The sequence below is a fragment of the Nocardioides currus genome (assembly GCF_003057875.1).
In the GTDB taxonomy this organism is placed as follows: Bacteria; Actinomycetota; Actinomycetes; order Propionibacteriales; family Nocardioidaceae; genus Nocardioides; species Nocardioides currus.
Genome location: NZ_PYXZ01000002.1, coordinates 614,085 through 632,019 on the forward strand (window position 1 = coordinate 614,085; position 17,935 = coordinate 632,019).

The window sequence follows — 17,935 nt, forward strand, 5'->3', positions numbered from 1 at the left end:
GGCCGTGCTGCTGACTTCACCTACTATCGGTGGTATGGCACTTCTCCGGACCAGGACCGCCGCCGCGCTCGTCGCGCTGTGCGCCGCGACCGTGCTCACGTCGTGCGGCAACGAGGCCGACGGCGAGGCCGGCAGCGAGTCCGCCAGCGACCCGAGCTCGTCGAGCAGCCAGTCGCCCTCCGAGTCCACCAGCGAGAGCGCCGATCCCGGCACCTCCACCGAGTGCGCCGACATCTGGATCGACGGCCAGGAGCTGCCGGAGGACTACACCTCCTGCACCGCCGACGGCGAGACGATCAAGCCGGCCAAGAAGCCGTGCGGCTACGGCGCGACGTTCCTCGAGCAGGACGGCCGCTTCTACGCCATGAAGGGCGGCCCGATCACGGACGCCGGGGACCTCGAGACCAACGAGGAGTACCAGCAGCTCCTGGCGACCTGCCAGGCCTGACGGCAACGAAACCCGCTCCCGCACCATCTCAGGAGCACAGGCACGCCCACTCGAACCACACGCTCAGCGCTCACAAGCAAGGGGACACCTCACCACATGAAGTCACGCATGACCATCACGGTCGCAGCGTCGGTCCTGGCGGTCATCGCGCCGCTGACGGTGCTCACCACGCAGGCCAACGCGACCGAGCAGGCATCGGCGCCGACGACCACGCCGACCCCGGTCCCCACGACCCCGGTCCCGACCACCCCGGTGCCCACGACCCCGGTGCCCACGACCCCGGTCCCGACCACCCCGCCCCCGTCGACCCCGGTGCCGGTCCCGACGCCGACCGAGGACCCGACGCAGGACGCGAGCAAGTGGTCGCCCAAGGACGGTGTCCGGTTCAACGAGCCGCGTGACCCCAAGAAGTCGCACAAGATCAACCGCTACATCCGCAACGCCATCGCCAACACCCCCAAGGGTGCGCAGATCCGGCTGGTGACGTGGAACTACAGCAACGCCCTCTACGTCAACGACCTGATCGCGGCGCACAAGCGCGGCGTCAGCGTCCGCATCATCATGGCCAACGGCCTGGCGCAGTCGCAGGGAGCGGGCAGCTACTACCCGCGCACCCGCGACGCGCTCGCCAAGGGCAACAAGAAGCGCGACGCCGACATGACCAGCTGGTTCCGCACGTGCAAGAACTCGTGCCGCGGCACCGAGGGCATCCAGCACGGCAAGTTCTTCATGTTCAGCCGCACCGGCGGCGTCGACAACGTGGTCATGTCCACCTCGGCCAACCTCACCGACGCCGCGGCGTACGTCCAGTGGAACGACCTGCTGACGGTGACCGGTCGCCAGGTCACCTGGGACAACTACACCAAGGTCTTCAAGCAGATGTCGCGGGACAAGCCGATCAAGAAGGCGTTCTACACCTTCGACGACGGCCCCTACCAGGGCTGGTTCTTCCCCAACATGGGCCCGGTCAAGACCTACAACGTGATCCGGATGCTCGACCGCGTCCGCTGCAACGGCGCCGTCGGCGAGGCAGGCAAGAACGGCCACACCGTCATCCGCGTCTCGCAGGCCGTCTTCAACGGCAAGCCCGGCTCCGCGGTCGCCGCCAAGCTCAACTCGCTGCACAAGCGTGGCTGCAAGATCAAGCTCGTCTACGGCGTGCTCAACAACCTCTCGCGCCAGCGCCTCCAGGACATCCCGAAGAAGACGATCCTCGAGGACACCAACGGCGATCTGTACGTCGACCGCTACATCCACATGAAGGCGCTGACCATCTCCGGCGTCTACGACGGCAAGCGCTCCTCGCACATCGTCTACCAGGGCAGTGCCAACTGGTCGGGCATGAGCACGCTCTCCGACGAGCAGGGCTTCATCATCCGGAGCAAGACGCTGGAGAAGAAGTACTCGAACTTCATCGAGTACCTCTACAAGAACCCGCCGCCGCAGGGCCAGAACCTGGTCAAGGAGATCGTGCTGCGCCAGATGCCCGGCTTCGATCCCTTCGCGAAGGTCCGCGACGAGATGGGCATGGGGAAGATGAAGCCCTCCATGTGAGGACGATCGTCACCTCCGCGTGACAACTCGAGGGCGCTCCCGCGCGTCACTCTTGGCAGGGGCCAGGCCGGTCGCGGTCTGGCCCCTGTGACATTTGTGAACTACCGTGACAGGTGTTGCACAAGTTGCAGACGTTCCGTGCCGTCTAACCCGGAGGTAGTCATGAAGGCGCACGCCGCCCTCATCGCCCTGATCGCGAGCCTGCTGACGCCGGTCGCCCTGGCTGCCCCCGCCGGCGCCGGCGCACCGATCGCGACCACGGCCAGCGGTCAGTCCACTGTCCAGTCCAGCGCTGCCCAGTCCAGCGCCTCGGCGAGCACGGCGCGCCTGAAGGTGAAGCGCTCGCCGGTGGAGACGCTGTCGAGCGGCGGCGAGCACGCCTGCCGCCTGCCGGGCGACGGGTCGCTGCTCTGCTGGGGCCGCGACCAGTACGGCCAGCTCGGCGACGGCAAGGTCGGACCCGACTCGATGGTCGCCCAGCCGGTCGTCGGCGGCAAGAAGTGGCGCGCGGTCTCGGCCGGCGGTGCCTCGACCTGTGGCATCAAGAACAGCGGCAAGCTCTTCTGCTGGGGCGTCAACCACCGTGGCCAGGTCGGCGACGGCTCGACCAAGGTGCGCGCCCGCCCGGTCGTGGTCGCCAAGGGCACGAGGTGGGCCAGCGTCAACGCGAGCTGGTTCAACACCTGCGGGGTCACCAGCAACGCCAAGCTCTACTGCTGGGGCGACAACGCGGCCGGCCAGCTCGGCCCGGCCAAGAAGATGGGCAAGCAGTCCGCCACGCCGGTGAAGCTGCCCGGCGGCAAGTGGGCGTCGGTGTCCGTGGGCAGCCGCTTCGTGTGCGGCACCAAGACCGACGGCTCGCTGTGGTGCTGGGGCGGCAACCTGTTCGGCCAGCTCGGCATCGGCTCCTTCACGGGCAAGACCAAGCCCACCCGCGTCTCCCCGGGCACCACCTGGGCCGAGGTGTCGACCTCGTGGACCCACACCTGCGGCCTGACGACGAGCGGATCGACCTACTGCTGGGGTCGCAACACGTACGGCGCCCTGGGCAACGGCAACGTGACGACCACCGGCACCCCGCAGCTCGTGAAGGGCGGCATCAAGGCGGCCGACATCACCACCTTCGAGGGCGGCTCCTGCCTGCTCGACGAGCAGGGCAAGGTCTACTGCTGGGGCAACGACGCCTACGGCCTGGTGGGTGACGGCACCCTGCCGTTCACCATGGAGCCGGTCGCGGGCCCGACGGGCATGTCGCAGATCGAGGGCGGCTGGCGCCACGTGTGCGGCCTCAACGCCGCGGGCGCCGTCTGCTGGGGCTCCAACGACCGCGCCCAGCTCGGCAACGGCACCCTGACCAGCAGCCCCTCGCCGACCGAGGTCGAGCCGCTCCCGCCGGCGGACCCGGCCGGGGCGACCGACTTCCGCATCGCGTCGGTCAACGCGCTGGGCAACGGCCACACCCGGCCCTACGCCGGCGACGACTCGTTCGGCCCCGCCACCACCCGGATGGGCTGGATGGCCGACCAGCTCGACAACAGCGCGATCGACATCATGGGCCTCCAGGAGCCCAACTCCGACCAGATGTTCCACTTCCTCAAGGCCGCGCGCGGCACCTGGGACGTCTACCCCCGGCCCGAGTCGGGCGACGACGCCTCCGAGGCGGCGCTCGCCTGGCGCACCAGCGTCTGGGAGATGGTCGAGGCCGGGACGATGATGAACCAGTTCATCAGCAAGGAGCTCCCGCGCCCGATCGTCAAGCTCCGGCACCGGGTGACCGGCAAGGAGATCTACGTCGTCAACGTGCACAACGCGCCGTGGGACTACCAGTTCAAGCGCAACCGGGCGACCAACGTGCAGATCGACAAGATCAACGAGCTGCGCGCCACCGGCCTGCCGGTCTTCTTCGTCGGCGACATGAACGAGAAGCGCGAGATCCTCTGCAAGGTGCTCTCCAAGACCGACCTGGTCAGCCCGTTCGGCGGGGCGTACGACGCCGCCACCGGCAAGTGCACCAACCCGCCCAGCCGGATGCGCGTCGACTGGATCTTCGGGTCGCCGGACGCGACGTACAGCAACTTCGAGTACACCCGTCCGCCGCTGCTGAGCCTGGTCACCGACCACAACATGGCGCTCGTGGACGTGCGCCTGCCCTGACGCTGCCTGCTGCGGGGGCGACTCGATAGGGTCGGCCCCGCAGCAGCCAGGGAGTCGAGCACCAGGGAAGGGGTCACGTGGCCGAGCGCGTCGTCCTCCACATCGGCTCGATGAAGTCGGGCACCAGCTTCATCCAGAACGTCCTGGGCAACAACGGCGACGAGCTGGCCCAGCACGGGATCTCGTTCGCCGGCGATCGCTGGCGCGACCAGGTCGCGGCGGTGCAGGACCTGATCGCGCACGGCGGCCCCCAGCAGGCCCCGCTCGACCCGACCGGGCCCTGGTGCACGCTGGTCGACTCGATCAACGCCACGCCCGGCACGGTCGTGGTCTCGATGGAGTTCCTCGCGCCCCGGGTCACGCACAAGATCGAGATGATCCGCGACTCCCTCCAGGGCCGCCTCGAGGTGGTCCTGACGGGGCGCGACCTCGCCCGCAACATCGCCGCGATGTGGCTGGAGTCGGTGCAGAACGGGTCCGCGGTCGGGTGGGACGACTACCTCCGCGCCGTACGCGCCGAGGGCGACGGACCCGTCGCCCGCAACTTCTGGAACCACCAGGGACTGGCTGCGATCGCCCGGCGCTGGAGCGACGCCGTGGGCGCCGACCACTTCACGCTGATGACGGTCCCCGCCAAGGGCGCACCCAGCAACCTGCTGTGGGAGCGGTTCGCGCAGGTGCTGCAGCTCGACCCGGCCGCCTTCGAGCTCAACGTCCGCGCCAACCGCTCCATCGGCCTGGCGACCGCCATGACCCTGCGCCAGCTCAACGAGATCCTGGGCCGCGACGGCACCCCGGCCGCCGACCACCCGTTCTACGACCTGCTCGTCAAGCACCTCCTCACCAAGCGGGGCATGGTCGCGCGTCAGGGCGAGCCGACGCTCGGCCTCGACGAGCGCTGGGTGATGAAGCGCGGCGCCGCCGAGGTGGCCGCCCTGCGCAAGCAGCGCCACCGCGTCATCGGCGACCTCGACGAGCTGCTCCCGCAGAAGGTCAGCGGCGTCCACCCCAGCCAGGTGTCGACGGAGCAGCGGCTCGACGCCGCCATGGAGGGCCTGGCCCGGATGGCGGAGATCGGCATGGAGCGCGAGCAGAAGCACCGCCAGCGGCTGCGTCGCCTGAAGAAGCAGAGGACCCCATGAGCACCACCGAGCTGCCCAGGATCGCGGCGATCACGATGGCCCGCGACGAGGGCACGATGCTGCGCCGGTGGGTCGAGCACTACTCGCGCGAGGTGGGCGTCGAGAACCTCGTCGTCGTCGACGACAACAGCTCCGACGGATCGACCGACGACCTCCCGTGCCCGGTCCTGCGGATCCCGCCGCTGACCAAGAAGTCCTTCGAGGGCGCCCGGATGGGGCTGCTGAGCGGCATCGCCGGCGGCCTGCTCGAGGCGTACGACGCCGCGATCTTCTGCGACGTCGACGAGTTCATCGTCGCCGACCCGAAGGTCCACGAGTCGCTGCGCCACTTCGCCGCCGCCCGGCCCGGCCGGCGGGCCGTCGGCGTGATGGGCCTCAACCTCGTGCACGACGTCGCGCAGGAGCCGGCCCTCGTCGACGGTGAGCCGATCCTCGGCCAGCGCCGCCTCGCGAAGTTCCTGCCGCTGATGTGCAAGCCGTCGCTCAAGTGGGACCCGGCCGCCTGGGCGCTCGCCTCGCACGGCATCCGGTGCCCGTTCGAGGTCGACCCCGAGCTGTTCATGTTCCACATGAAGTTCGCCGACCGCGACCACCTCCAGGCCGTGGCCGACCACCGGCACCAGATGTTCCGCTCCGACGGCCGGGCCGCGAAGACGAGCTGGGAGCGCAGCGGCGGCGACATGGTCGACCTGCTCGACGAGATCACCACTGACATCGACCACGACGCGATCCGCCCGTTCGGGCCGCCGCTGAAGAAGCTGGCGACGATCGTCGAGCAGAGCGCGCCCGACGTGTGGCGCGCGGTCGGCGGCGGACAGGTGCAGGCGATGCGCAACCGCCCGTTCGTGCGCATCCCGGACCGGTTCCTCGGCCGGGTGTGAGCAGCACCATGAGCGGTCTCGTGCTCACCGGGGTCCGGGTCGACGACGACGGGCTGAGGTTCGCGGCCGCGCAGGACGTGCTGTGCAACGTCTCCTTCGACGGTCGTCGCATCTGGTCCTTCTGGTCCCTGCGCGACAGCGTCGCCGCCGAGGGCGCCCGCTTCATCGCCTGGCCCGAGCGCCTCACCCTCCACCTCGAGGGCCTCACCCGGCTGGGGGTCTCCCTCGGTGACGGGACCGTCGCGTTCGAGGAGGAGGTCCGGTTCGGCAGCGAGGATCGTCGCCTGACCGTGGTCGGCCGCGACGGCGCGCCGCTGGGGATCGACATGTACGGCAAGCTCGTCAAGACCTTCGAGACCAAGGAGGCCGGGGAGCTCACGCCGCTCCTCGACGCGCTCGACACCGTGCTCGGGCTGCTGCGCGCGGAGGGGCTCGAGGCGTTCCCGGCCTACGGGACGCTGCTCGGCGCCGTACGCGAGGGGACGTTCCTCGGCCACGACAACGACGCCGACGTGGGCTACGTCAGCCGCCACACGCACCCGATCGACGTGATCCGCGAGTCCCACCGGGTGCAACGGGCCGTCGAGCGGCAGGGCTACGCGACGAGCCGGCACAGCGGGGGAGCGTTCAAGATCGACGTGCCCGACGCCGACGGCTCGGTCCGTGGCCTCGACGTGTTCGGGGGCTTCTTCACCGAGGGACACCTCGCCCTCCTGGGCGAGATCTGGGCGCCGTACGAGCGCGAGTGGATCTTCCCGCTCGGGACGGTGACGCTCGACGGACGTGAGTTCCCCGCGCCCGCCGACCCCGAGCGGCTGCTGGCCGTGACCTACGGGCCCGGCTGGCGCGTCCCCGACCCGGCCTTCCGCTACGAGAAGGACCCGGACGTGCAGCGCCGCTTCGACGAGTGGTTCCGCGGCACCCGGCTGCACCGTGCCGCCTGGGACCACCGCTACGGCCTGGCGCGGCTGCTGCCGCCGTACCAACCACCCCACGACATCGCCCGCCACCTCCACGAGCGCGAGGAGGAGGGCACCTGGGTGATCGACATCGGCTGCGGCCGCGGGCGCGACGTGCGCTGGCTGGCCAAGCAGGGGCGTCCCGCGATCGGGCTCGACTACTCCGGCGTCGCCATGCAGTTCATCGCCGCCAAGGCCGCCGAGCAGGGGTGGCCCGCCGAGCTGTGCACGATGAACCTGCTCGAGCTGCGCCACGTGCTCGCCTGGGGTGCGCTGCTGCAGGGCAGGTCCGGTCCGCGGACCGTGCTCGCGCGGCACCTGATCGACTCGACCTCGCCCTACGGCGTCGACAACTTCTGGCGGTTCGTCACGATGGTGCTCCAGCCGGGCGAGCGGGTGCACCTCGAGTTCCTGACCGAGGCGATCGAGGATCCCGAGGGCCGCCCGTCGCTGGTGCGGCCGCTCGAGCGCGGCGACGTCATCGACGACATCGAGGCGCGCGGCTTCGAGGTGACGGGGATGGTCGACCTCGTGGGCCAGGCCATCGACTACGGGTACGGCGAAGAGATGTCCGACGGGAAGCAGTGGCGGTCGTGCCGCCTGGAGGTGGAGTGGCGATGAGGATGTCCAGGAAGGACCTGACGGGGCGCGTCGAGGACCTCGAGGCGCAGGTGGCGGCGCTGACCGCCCGCGTCGAGGAGGCGGCGGTGCTCAACCAGCGCTTCGCCGAGCTGCTCGACGTCGTGACCGAGCTGCTGCCGGCCGCCGACACGGAGAAGGTCGAGCGGTACGTCGACGAGCTGGGGTCATGACCCGGCGGGCCTTCGTCCACATCGGGCTGCCCAAGACCGGGACGTCCTACCTCCAGGCCATCGCCTGGCCCGGACGGGACCGGTTGCGCGCGGCTGGCCTGCTGCTGCCGGGAGCCCGCAAGAGCGACCACCTGTTCGCATCGATGGTCGTGCGCGACGACCCCGGCGTCGCGCGGCGTGGCCCCGAGGCGCCGGGGGCCTGGGACCGGGTGCTGGCCGACGTCGCGGGGTTCGACGGCGACGCGCTGATCAGCCACGAGTTCTTCTGCGCGGCGTCGGCCGAGCAGGCGGAGCGGATGGTCTCGCAGCTGTCGGCCGTGACCGAGGAGGTGCACGTGGTCCTCACCACCCGCGAGCCGCTCGGGCTGTTCACGAGCAGCTGGCAGGAGTCGCTGAAGAACAAGGCCACCACCCGGCTGGCCGACTACGGACGCAGCGAGAGCGACGACCCGCGGGCCGTGTGGGACTGGCGCTCGCTCGACCTCGGCCTGGTGCTCGACCGCTGGTCGCCGGCCGTGCCGCCCGAGCGGCTGCACATCCTCGCGCCCGCGCCGCCCGGCGTGCCACGCACCGACCTCTGGGACCGCTTCTGCGGCGTGCTCGGCATCGCGCCCGACACGTGCGACGCCTCGCAGGGCTTCGCCAACTCCTCGATGGGTGTCGCCGAGGCCGAGACGCTGCGACGGATCAACGAGCGGCTCACGGGGTTCAACACCGGCCGCTCGCGCGGGGTGTGGCTGCGGTCCTTCCTGGCCGACGAACGGCTCGTGCCGCGCCGGGGCGAGCCGTTCTGGCCCGCGGACGACCAGGTCGAGGACGCCCGCCGTCGCGGCGTGCGGGCCGTGGAGAAGATCCGCGCAGCGGCGTACGACGTGGTGGGTGACGTGGACCTCCTGCTGGTCCCCGACGAGCTGCCCGAGCGGCGCCACCCCGACTCGGTGACCGACGCGGAGGTGGCCGACGTGGCCCTCGACCTGGTCGCGACCCTGATGGGCGACCTCCAGGCCCGCAGCGAGGGCGAACGACCGGGGCCGGGCGCGCCCGCGCCGGGACGCCTCGCACGGCTGCGCAGGACCCTCCGCCGCGTGTGACCTGTGTCATCGCGGACGGCGGTTACCGGCCGGTCCGACGCGCCTACACTCCGCGGAGGACGTAGCACCACCAGACGCAGCCGAGTGAAGGGACGCCCCATGGGTCGCCTGTGCCAGACCGACGGACTGACCGAGGACCAGAGCGAGATCCTGAAGGCGGTGCGGCAGTTCGTGGACGAGAAGATCATCCCGGTCGCCCAGGAGCTGGAGCATGCGGACGAGTACCCGACCGAGATCATCGAGGGGCTCAAGGAGCTCGGGGTGTTCGGGCTCACGATCCCCGAGGAGTTCGGCGGTCTGGGCGAGTCGATCCTGACGTATGCGCTGGTGGTCGAGGAGATCGCGCGGGGCTGGATGAGCGTCTCGGGCGTCATCAACACCCACTTCATCGTGGCGTACCTGTTGATGCAGCACGGCACGGACGAGCAGAAGCAGAAGTACCTGCCCGCGATGGCGGCCGGTGAGGTCCGGGGCGCGTTCTCGATGTCGGAGCCCGGTCTGGGCTCGGACGTGTCGGCGATCTCCACCAAGGCCACGAAGCAGGATGACGGGTCGTACTCGATCACGGGCCAGAAGATGTGGCTGACCAACGGCGGCACCTCGACGCTGGTGGCGCTGTTGACGAAGACCGACGAGGGCGCCGACTCGGTGTACAAGAACATGACGACGTTCCTGGTGGAGAAGGAGCCCGGGTTCGGTGAGACAGCGCAGGGTGTCACCGTGCCGGGCAAGCTGGACAAGATGGGCTACAAGGGGGTCGAGACCACCGAGCTGATCCTCGAGGACCACCACATCTCCGCCGACCAGGTCCTGGGTGGTGAGCCCGGCAAGGGGTTCTTCCAGATGATGGACGGCGTCGAGGTCGGCCGCGTCAACGTCGCGGCCCGGGCGTGCGGGCTGGCGTGGCGTGGCTTCGAGCTCGGGGTGGCGTACGCGCAGACGCGGCACACGTTCGGGAAGCCGATCGCGGAGCACCAGGCGGTGCTGTTCCGGCTGGCCGACATGGCGACCAAGGTGGAGACGATCCACACGATGATGGTCCGTGCCGCGCGGATCAAGGACGGCGGTGGTCGCGTCGACGTGGAGGCCGGGATGGCGAAGATGCTGGCCTCGGAGATGGCGAACGAGGTGGTGGAGGACTCGTTCCGCATCCACGGCGGCTACGGCTACTCCAAGGAGTACGAGATCGAGCGACTGATGCGCGAGGTGAAGTTCATGCTCATCGGTGAGGGGACCTCCGACATCCAGAAGATGATCATCGGCCGCAGCCTCCTCAAGGACTACAAGCTCAAGTCCTAGGCTGGCCCGCATGTCGCCCCGCCTCGTGCTCCACGTCGGAGCCATGAAGTCGGGCACCTCGTTCATCCAGTCGCGGCTGTTCGCCAACAAGGCGATGCTCCTCGCCGAGCGCGAGATCCTCGTGCCGGGCATGAACTGGCTCTCGCAGGTGATGGCGGCCCGTGACGTCCTCGGCTCGGGCGAGGAGCAGTGGGCCAAGATGGCCGGCAAGGTGCAGGCGCACCCCGGGACGTCGGTCATCTCGATGGAGTACCTCGGTCCGGTCCGGCCGGTCGTCGCACGGCGGGTCGTCTCCTCCTTCCCCGAGCACGAGGTCGAGGTCGTCGTCACGGCCCGCGACCTCAACCGGTCGATCGCCGCGATGTGGCAGGAGACGGTCCAGAACGGGCGCACCTGGACCTTCGCCGACTACCTCGAGGGGATCGAGGCGTGGCGCCCGGGGCACCGCGACGACTCCGCCACGGCACCCGAGTCGGGTCGCACCTTCTGGCGCCAGCAGAACCTCGCGCGGATCGCCCGGACGTGGGGCGAGCTCGCCCCCGTCTCGATCGTGACCGTCCCGCCGCCGGGTGCGCCGCGCGAGCTGCTGTGGGAGCGCTTCTGCTCGGTCCTCGGCACGCCGCCGGGAGGATTCGCACCGGCCCGCATGGACAACGAGTCGGTCGGGGCGGCCTCGACCCTGGTCATCCGACGGCTCAACGAGCTGCTCAACGACGAGGGGCTGGTCTTCCCCGAGGGCACGGACGTGCGCAAGGGCCTCCTCGCCAAGCAGGTGCTGGCCGCCCGGAAGTCCTCCGAGCCAGCGATCGGCCTGCCGGTCGCTGGCTGGGTGCGCGACCACGCAGCCCAGATGGTCGCCGCCCTCACCGAGGCCGGCGTCTCCCTGGTCGGCTCCTGGGACGACCTGACCCCCGTCGACGTGCCCGGTGTCGACCCCGCGTCCGTCGACGACGGCCTCGTCCTCGACGCCGCCCTGGCCGGTCTCGCCGGCGTGCTGGCCGCCCAGATCAGGACGCCGGAGCCGTCGTGAGCTTCGACGCCCGGTTCTTCTACGACGACTACCCCCGCATCGAGGAGGCCTTCGGCGAGCTCGTCGACCGGTCGCTCGACCCACGCGGGCCGAGCATGCTGCTCCAGGTCGTGCGCGAGCTGGACCTGCCGCCCGACTCCGTCGCCCTCGACGTGGGGTGCGGCGAGGGTGCCCACTCGTTCCGGCTCGCCACCCACTTCGGGTTCGAGGTGCTCGGCGTCGACCCGGTGCAGCGCCACCTCGACCTCGCCCGCGAGGCTCGGCGCGACGAGCCCGAGGAGATCGCCTCCCGGGTCTCGTTCGGCCGGGGGAGTGCGGAGCGCCTGCCAGTCGCCGACTCGTCCGCCGACCTGGTGTGGTGTCGCGACGTGCTCGTGCACGTGGCTGACCTCGACGCGGCGTACGCCGAGATGGCGCGCGTGCTCCGACCGGGTGGCCGGGCCGTGGTCTACCAGTTCGTGGCGACCCCGCTGATGTCGGACGCCGAGGCGGCGTGGCTGTTCCCCGTGATGGGTGTCGTGCCGTCCTCGATGTCACCCGAGGCCACCGACTCGGCCGTCGCGGGTGCCGGTCTCGTCGTCGACGCCGACCTCGAGCTCGGGTCCGAGTGGGGCGAGCACGCCGAGGAGGAGTCGGGCCAGGGCGGCCGGGCGCTGCTACGCGTCGCGCGGTTGCAGCGGGACCCGGAGCGCTACCGCGCGGCGTTCGGCGATGCGGCGTACGACGTCATGCTCGGTGACTCGCTGTGGCACGTCCACCGGATGCTCGGCAAGCTGTCTGGGCGGATCCTGGTCCTCAGCCGCCCATAGCTCGACCCTGACCGGGCGATCGCGCGTTGACCCCCACGGCGGACGTCGCGGCGTTCGGGCGGGCCTACGCGCTGTTACCCGGGTCGAGCAACAAGCATTAATGACCAAGTGGGTAAGGGCTTGTGCACATCCCTTTGATCCGGTGACCTGGGTCCGATGCACTTATCACAGCCGAGGCGTGGAGTTCTCGACATCTTCGCGGGACGGGAGGTACTTGAAATCATCGACGGAACTGGTGGCATCTTGGCCGGGATCGCCGCCATCATCAGCGCGTTCCTGCTCGGCTCCCCCTCCCTGGCGAAGTCGTTCGTGACGGTCACCGACCAGATCGACCGACGTTCATCGCGGAAGCGTCGTCTGCTCGCCCACGACTGGCACGAGGACGAGGAGGTCCGGCCACACCTCAACGCGGCGAAAGACCCGCCCGAGAAGGACGTTCCACTCGCCGGGTGACACGGCTCCGACCTCGAGGTGATCGAAATCGTCCGTGTTGATCGGCGCCCCGCTGCGGACCTCTTCGCGCGCATCACGGAACTCGTTCTCGATCCCCACCCGCTCATCCTGGAGGCCGGACTGCACCGCATGAACCGCGTCGACGTCGAGCAGACCCGAGGCTTACCCCTCGACCGCCCGCGTCAGACCTGTCTGGACCCTCTCTGGACGCGCCTCCAAGTCGAGGCCGACGTTCTCGGCGCCGGCGTCCGTGATGTCACGCTCAGGGAAGCCCGCGATCTGCACGCCGAGCCACAGCGGGACCCTCTGCTTCGGCCACGCGTTGCGCAGCCGCACGTCCGAATACGACCTGCTGCACGGACGGGGGTTCCAGTTCGTTAAAGGTACCGATCGGTCAGGTGACCTGACCGCCGACCGACCTGCTGGGCGTGCACGTGCCTGTGGCCCCGCAGGTCGGCTGCTCTGCGGGGTGCGGGGCGGTGTGGCTATTGGTCGGGCGGGTGGCCGGACGCAGCGATGGGTCGGGACCCGGTGTGATCGCGGAGGTACTGATGGCCATGAGGGCTGGTCCACACGAACGCGCCGGGAGCGGTCACCTCGTACCGCCAGCGGCCGTGGGTCTTGAGGCGGTGGTGGCGGCGGCAGAGCGCGGCGAGGTTGTCGGTGGCCGTCGGGCCGCGCTGGGCTTGGTCGGGTCCGACGTCGTGGTCGTAGGGGATGACGTGGTCGAGGTCGCAGCCGCGGGCGTTGCGGCCGCACCAGGGGAACACGCAGGTCCGGTCCCGGGCGATGACGTGCTCGCGCATCGTCGGGGTCGGGGTGTAGCCGGTGGTCTCGAGGCGTTGGTGGAGGTCGAGCACGGGCCGGACGGTGATCTGGACGTCGGGGCGTCCGCACCAGATGCGGACCTGCTCGGCGGTGAGCACCCGTCCGCCGGCCTGCTCGACGAACCCCGTCAGCCCACTCGCTGGGTGTCCGGTGATGGCGTCGGTGATGGCGTCGGTGATGGCGTGGGCGGGGAGGTGGGCGTGGAGCACGATCTGCGTGGTCGCGGGCACGGGGGTGGTGGGAGCGGGGTCGGTGTCGTAGCCGAGGGCGAGTTGGTGGCGGGCGAGGTCGCCGAGTGCGGTGGCGCGGCGGCCGTCGAGGGTGTCGGTGGACCCGAGCGCGGCGAGTCTGGCGGCGCCGTGGGTGACGGCCTCGGCGAGGCCGAGGGCGTCGGGGATGGTGAGGTCGGCCTCGAGGTGCATGGTGCCGTCGAAGGACACCTGGTCGGTGGTGAAGGTGACGTGGCGGGAGTCAGCGGCCGCGGCCAGGTCGGCCGCGCGTTGGTCGGGCATGTGCCGGGCGCGGGCGTGGTCGATCAGCCGGGTCAGCTGGGTGGGGGTGAGGCGGTTGGCGCACCAGGCGGTCTGCTCGTCGACGTACGCGGCGGCGGCGGGGGTGAGGTCGATGGTGGTCTGCGCGACCCGTCGGGCGCGCCACGGGGTGATGTCCCCGGCCAGGACTCCGGCCCAAGGTGGGGGAGGCGGTGGCGGAGCTCGATGACGTCGGTCAGCCAGGACCCGATGGCGTCGCAGGTCTGGCCGAGGATGGTGGCGAGGTCGGGGATGGTGAACTCGTCGATCGCCGGTGACCCTTCCCCGGCGAGGGTCTTCGGCGACTGGAAGCAGGCACCCGCATCGCCCGGGTCGAGGACCGGGTGCAGGTCCACCCAGTGCACAGCCAACCGCATCGACCGGACCTCGGAGGCGGCACGCAGGTCCTGCTCCTCACGCAGCGCAGCGAGCACCCCGGCCGGGGTGTCCGGCAGGGTCTCGGCGCGGGTGCGGGTCGGTGTCGCCATACAAGAATCCAAGCAGGGACCACCGACAATCACGCCCCTGAATCAGGGTGATCCGGACGGCTGTGGAGAAGTAGTTTCGAGCGGCTGTGTGCTGCACGAGATCGGGGTTTCGAGGCTCGCTGCGCTCGCACCTCAACCACCGAGACGGGCCCATCGCTGCGCTCGCACGTCGACCACCGAGACGGGCCCATCGCTGCGCGCGCACCTCGACCACCGAGACGGGCCCATGGCTGCGCTCGCACCTCGAGCACCGACAAACCAGCGGGACGACCTGGCCGAGCGCGGATGCGGCCGTTGGACCCGCGACCCGGACGTCTAATCCCCTCGACCCCGGGTTGACCCGGCTGGCAGGGTGGAGGCCTGACCTACTCAGGAGGATGCGCTCATGTCGAACGACGACCTCAAGGCCAAGATGCGCGAGGCGCTGGACAAGAAGAACACCAAGGAGAAGGGCGTCCACCAGGACGGCCCGGTCCACGAGAAGGCGCACGGCGCCGAGGTGGAGGGCGGCGCCGCTCCCAAGGTGCACCGGCGCAAGGCCGGTGGCGGCGGCAGCTGAGCCAGCCGTGAGAAGGACCACGTGAGCACCCGCGCCCAGCAGGGCGCGGGTGCGGCACGATGTGGGCCGTGACGAAAACCAACGCGGGCAACTTCTTCGAGGACTTCACCGTCGGTCAGGTGATCGAGCACGCCACGCCGCGCACGATCACCGAGGGCGACCGCGCGCTCTACCAGTCGCTCTACCCCAGCCGGTTCGCGCTCCCGAGCAGCGCCGAGTTCGCCCGGCAGGTCGGCCTCGACGTGCACCCGGTCGAGGAGCTGGTCGGCTTCCACATCGCCTTCGGCAAGACCGTCCCGGACGTCTCGCTCAACGCGGTCGCCAATCTCGGCTACGCCGAGTGCCGCTTCCACCGCCCGCTCGCGCCCGGCGACACCCTGCGCACGAGCAGCGAGGTCATCGGCCTCAAGGAGAACTCCAACGGCAAGACCGGCGTGGTGTACGTCCGGTCCACCGCGACCAACCAGCGCGGCGAGGTCGCGATCGACTGGTGCCGCTGGGTGATGGTCCACAAGCGCGACGCCGACTCCCCGGCGCCGGACCCGGTTGTGCCCGACCTGAGGATCGTCGTCCCCGCCGAGGACCTGGTCGTGCCGGCCGGGCTCGACTTCACCGACTACGACTTCGTCGCGGCCGGCGAGCCGCACCGCTTCGGTGACTACGAGGTGGGCGAGCGGATCGACCACGTCGACGGTGTCACCCTCACCGACCCCGAGCACGTGCTCGCCACCCGCCTGTGGCAGAACACCGCCAAGGTGCACTTCAACACCCAGGCCCGCCCCGACGGCAATCGGCTCATCTACGGCGGCCACGTCATCTCGATGGCGCGTGCGCTGTCGTTCAACGGCCTGGCCAACGCCCAGCTCATCGCGGCGATCAACGCGGGTGCGCACGTCGGCCCGGCCTACGCCGACCGGACCATCTACGCCTGGTCGGAGGTGCTCGACAAGGCGGAGACCGGGGCGCCCGGGGTCGGTGCCCTGCGCCTGCGCCTGGTCGCGACGCGTGGTCGCGACGAGTCGATGACCCTGCGCGACGAGGACGGGAAGTACCGCGACGGCGTGCTGCTCGACCTCGACTACTGGGCGCTGATCCCGGTCTGATCCGGCGCCGGCGCGAAGGCGCGCGCGAGCGGGAGCAGCAGCAGCACCAGCACCATGGGTACGGCGAAGCCCACCCGCAACGAGCCCGCGCCGGCCAGGCCCGTGAGCACCGAGCCGAGCAGCGCACCGACGTAGTTGAACTGGTTGAACCGGGCGATCACCGCGTCGACCCGCGCCTGACGGGCCGCACCGGTTAGCCCGGAGCCGCCGGCGAGCACCGCGGCGGCCGAGTAGCTCAACGGGGCGATCACGGCGACGCCCAGCCCGAGGACGGTGAAGCCGAGGACGGCCACCGGCCATGACGGTGCCAGGACGATGATCCCGAGCGCGACGAACGCCACCACCGCGCCGTACCGCAGCACCGGCACGGGCCCGAGGCGCGCCACCAGCCGGTCGCCCGTCAGGCGCATGGCGCCGCTGGCCACGAGGTAGGGGAGGGTGGCCAGCGCGACGAGCCCGGTCGGGGTGTCGAAGGCGTCGTCGAGGTAGGTCGGTCCCCAGGTCGCGGCGGCGGTGTCGACGGTGTAGAAGAGCACGAGCGCCGCGCCGACGAGCAGCAGCGGTCGCCACGCGATGGCCTCCGCGGCCGCCTGTGCGGACGGGTCGATGACACCGTGGTCGCGCCGCAGGAGGGGCCCGAACGCCACCAGCAGGGGCAGCAGCGCGACGACCGCGGCCCACCGGAACGGCAGCGACGCGGTGGCGAGGGTGAGGATGGACCCGACGACCCCGCCGAGCGTCCACATGCCGTGGAAGGAGGGCAGGATCGGGCGGCCGTAGCCGTGCTCGATCGCCACGGCCTGCATGTTGGTCGAGGCGTCCACGACGCCGAGCGCCACGCCGTAGGCCGCCATCCCCGCCACGAACACCGGGAACGCCGGGGCCAGCACGAGCACCGGCACCGCCACCACCATGACCAGGAAGCCGGTGCGCAGCACCACGGCGCTGTCGGTGGACCGCGCGGCCCGCTCGGCCAGCACGGAGCCGACGCCGGCGAGCAGCACCATCATCAGCAGCACCAGCGAGAGGGTGACCTCGCTGAAGTCCCAGCGCTCGCGCACGTCCGGCAGGCGGGTGGTGAGCGAGATGAAGACCAGGCCCTGCGTGAAGAACGCGGCGCCGTCGGCCAGGCGCGCGCGCCGCAGGGTCTCCATGGCCTGATCGTGGCAGCAATCGCGACGGGACGTGCCAGACTCGCTCCATGTCCGCAGACGCGTCGTTCTCCAGCGAGCTGTGGCTCGTCCGCCACGGCGAGACCGAGTGGAGCCGCGACGGCCTCCACACCTCCACGACGGACCTGCCGCTGACCGAGCACGGCATCGAGGTCGCGCACGCGCTGGCGCCCCGGCTCGCCGACACCGACTTCGAGCTGGTCCTGACCAGCCCTCGCCAGCGGGCCCGCAGGACGGCCGAGCTCGTCGGCTTCCCCGACGCCGAGGTCGACGAGGACCTCGTCGAGTGGGCGTACGGCGACTACGAGGGCATCTCCACGGTCGAGATCCGCAAGACGGTGCCCGGATGGACGGTCTGGTCCCACGCGACGCCCAACGGGGAGACCGCCGAGCAGGTCACCGAGCGCCTCGACCGCGTCGTGGCCCGGGCGCGTGCCTGCGAGGGGCGCACCCTCGTCTTCGGCCACGGCCACGCCCTGCGCGCCCTCACCGCCCGCTGGCTGGAACAGCCGGTCGACGAGGGGCGCTACTTCCGCCTCGACACCTCGACGCTGTCCGTCCTCGGCTGGGAGCGCGAGACCCCGGTGCTCCTGCGCTGGAACTCCTGACGCCGGTCTTGACGC

The 17,935-nt window shown here is 70.6% G+C and carries 18 protein-coding genes; 15 read left to right on the plus strand and 3 right to left on the minus strand.

Annotated elements, in window-relative coordinates; all coding sequences use genetic code 11:
• Positions 1–34: 34 nt before the first annotated feature.
• The 12 genes from C7S10_RS08055 (at position 35) to C7S10_RS08110 (ending at position 12,632) form a co-directional block, all read left to right on the plus strand.
• Positions 35–448: a hypothetical protein gene (locus C7S10_RS08055; protein ID WP_108343866.1), complete on the plus strand. Its 414-nt coding sequence runs from the start codon at positions 35–37 to the stop codon at positions 446–448.
• 108 nt (positions 449–556) lie between these two features.
• Positions 557–2,002, plus strand: a complete 1,446-nt coding sequence (locus C7S10_RS08060; RefSeq protein ID WP_108343867.1) for a phospholipase D-like domain-containing protein — start codon at positions 557–559, stop codon at positions 2,000–2,002.
• Between the two features lie 162 nt (positions 2,003–2,164).
• Positions 2,165–4,156: an RCC1 domain-containing protein gene (locus tag C7S10_RS08065; RefSeq protein ID WP_108343868.1), complete on the plus strand. Its 1,992-nt coding sequence runs from the start codon at positions 2,165–2,167 to the stop codon at positions 4,154–4,156.
• 77 nt (positions 4,157–4,233) lie between these two features.
• Positions 4,234–5,298, plus strand: a complete 1,065-nt coding sequence (locus tag C7S10_RS08070; RefSeq protein WP_108343869.1) for a hypothetical protein — start codon at positions 4,234–4,236, stop codon at positions 5,296–5,298.
• Positions 5,295–6,179: a glycosyltransferase family 2 protein gene (locus tag C7S10_RS08075; protein WP_108343870.1), complete on the plus strand. Its 885-nt coding sequence runs from the start codon at positions 5,295–5,297 to the stop codon at positions 6,177–6,179. Before C7S10_RS08070 ends, C7S10_RS08075 begins: the two co-directional genes overlap by 4 nt.
• An 8-nt stretch (positions 6,180–6,187) precedes the next feature.
• On the plus strand, positions 6,188–7,759 hold the full coding sequence (locus C7S10_RS08080; RefSeq protein WP_133176461.1) for a class I SAM-dependent methyltransferase: 1,572 nt from the start codon (positions 6,188–6,190) through the stop codon (positions 7,757–7,759).
• On the plus strand, positions 7,756–7,950 hold the full coding sequence (locus tag C7S10_RS08085; protein WP_133176462.1) for a DUF6752 domain-containing protein: 195 nt from the start codon (positions 7,756–7,758) through the stop codon (positions 7,948–7,950). The genes C7S10_RS08080 and C7S10_RS08085 overlap by 4 nt, the downstream gene beginning before the upstream one ends.
• Positions 7,947–9,041: a hypothetical protein gene (locus C7S10_RS08090; protein ID WP_108343873.1), complete on the plus strand. Its 1,095-nt coding sequence runs from the start codon at positions 7,947–7,949 to the stop codon at positions 9,039–9,041. The genes C7S10_RS08085 and C7S10_RS08090 overlap by 4 nt, the downstream gene beginning before the upstream one ends.
• Positions 9,042–9,140: 99 nt before the next feature.
• Positions 9,141–10,340: an acyl-CoA dehydrogenase family protein gene (locus tag C7S10_RS08095; RefSeq protein WP_108343874.1), complete on the plus strand. Its 1,200-nt coding sequence runs from the start codon at positions 9,141–9,143 to the stop codon at positions 10,338–10,340.
• A gap of 10 nt (positions 10,341–10,350) precedes the next feature.
• Complete coding sequence (locus C7S10_RS08100; protein WP_108343875.1) at positions 10,351–11,370, plus strand: hypothetical protein; 1,020 nt, start codon at positions 10,351–10,353, stop codon at positions 11,368–11,370.
• Entirely contained in the window at positions 11,367–12,179 is an 813-nt protein-coding gene (locus C7S10_RS08105; RefSeq protein ID WP_114327791.1) for a class I SAM-dependent methyltransferase, read from the plus strand. The genes C7S10_RS08100 and C7S10_RS08105 overlap by 4 nt, the downstream gene beginning before the upstream one ends.
• Positions 12,180–12,335: 156 nt before the next feature.
• A complete protein-coding gene (locus C7S10_RS08110; protein WP_133176463.1) occupies positions 12,336–12,632 on the plus strand; it encodes a hypothetical protein in 297 nt (98 codons plus the stop codon).
• Between the two features lie 485 nt (positions 12,633–13,117).
• On the opposite strand, the gene C7S10_RS08115 is transcribed toward C7S10_RS08110, so the two are convergent.
• Entirely contained in the window at positions 13,118–13,972 is an 855-nt protein-coding gene (locus C7S10_RS08115) for an HNH endonuclease signature motif containing protein (RefSeq protein WP_108343877.1), read from the minus strand.
• A gap of 32 nt (positions 13,973–14,004) precedes the next feature.
• The gene (locus C7S10_RS08120) at positions 14,005–14,478 is read right to left on the minus strand and encodes a hypothetical protein (protein WP_108343878.1); all 474 of its coding nucleotides are present in this window, start codon (positions 14,476–14,478) and stop codon (positions 14,005–14,007) included.
• Between the two features lie 385 nt (positions 14,479–14,863).
• Here C7S10_RS08120 and C7S10_RS22145 point away from each other — a divergent pair, with 385 nt between their 5' ends.
• Both C7S10_RS22145 and C7S10_RS08125 read left to right on the plus strand, forming a co-directional pair.
• Positions 14,864–15,037: a DUF5302 domain-containing protein gene (locus C7S10_RS22145; protein ID WP_165807080.1), complete on the plus strand. Its 174-nt coding sequence runs from the start codon at positions 14,864–14,866 to the stop codon at positions 15,035–15,037.
• A 59-nt stretch (positions 15,038–15,096) separates the two neighbouring features.
• A complete protein-coding gene (locus C7S10_RS08125; RefSeq protein WP_207769283.1) occupies positions 15,097–16,140 on the plus strand; it encodes a MaoC family dehydratase in 1,044 nt (347 codons plus the stop codon).
• On the opposite strand, the gene C7S10_RS08130 is transcribed toward C7S10_RS08125, so the two are convergent.
• Positions 16,116–17,294 carry an MFS transporter gene (locus C7S10_RS08130; RefSeq protein WP_108343880.1) on the minus strand — a complete coding sequence of 393 codons (1,179 nt, stop codon included), beginning with the start codon at positions 17,292–17,294 and terminating at the stop codon, positions 16,116–16,118. The genes C7S10_RS08125 and C7S10_RS08130 overlap by 25 nt on opposite strands.
• A 47-nt stretch (positions 17,295–17,341) precedes the next feature.
• Between C7S10_RS08130 and C7S10_RS08135 the strand changes: the two genes are divergently transcribed.
• Complete coding sequence (locus C7S10_RS08135) at positions 17,342–17,920, plus strand: histidine phosphatase family protein (RefSeq protein ID WP_108343881.1); 579 nt, start codon at positions 17,342–17,344, stop codon at positions 17,918–17,920.
• Positions 17,921–17,935: the final 15 nt, after the last annotated feature.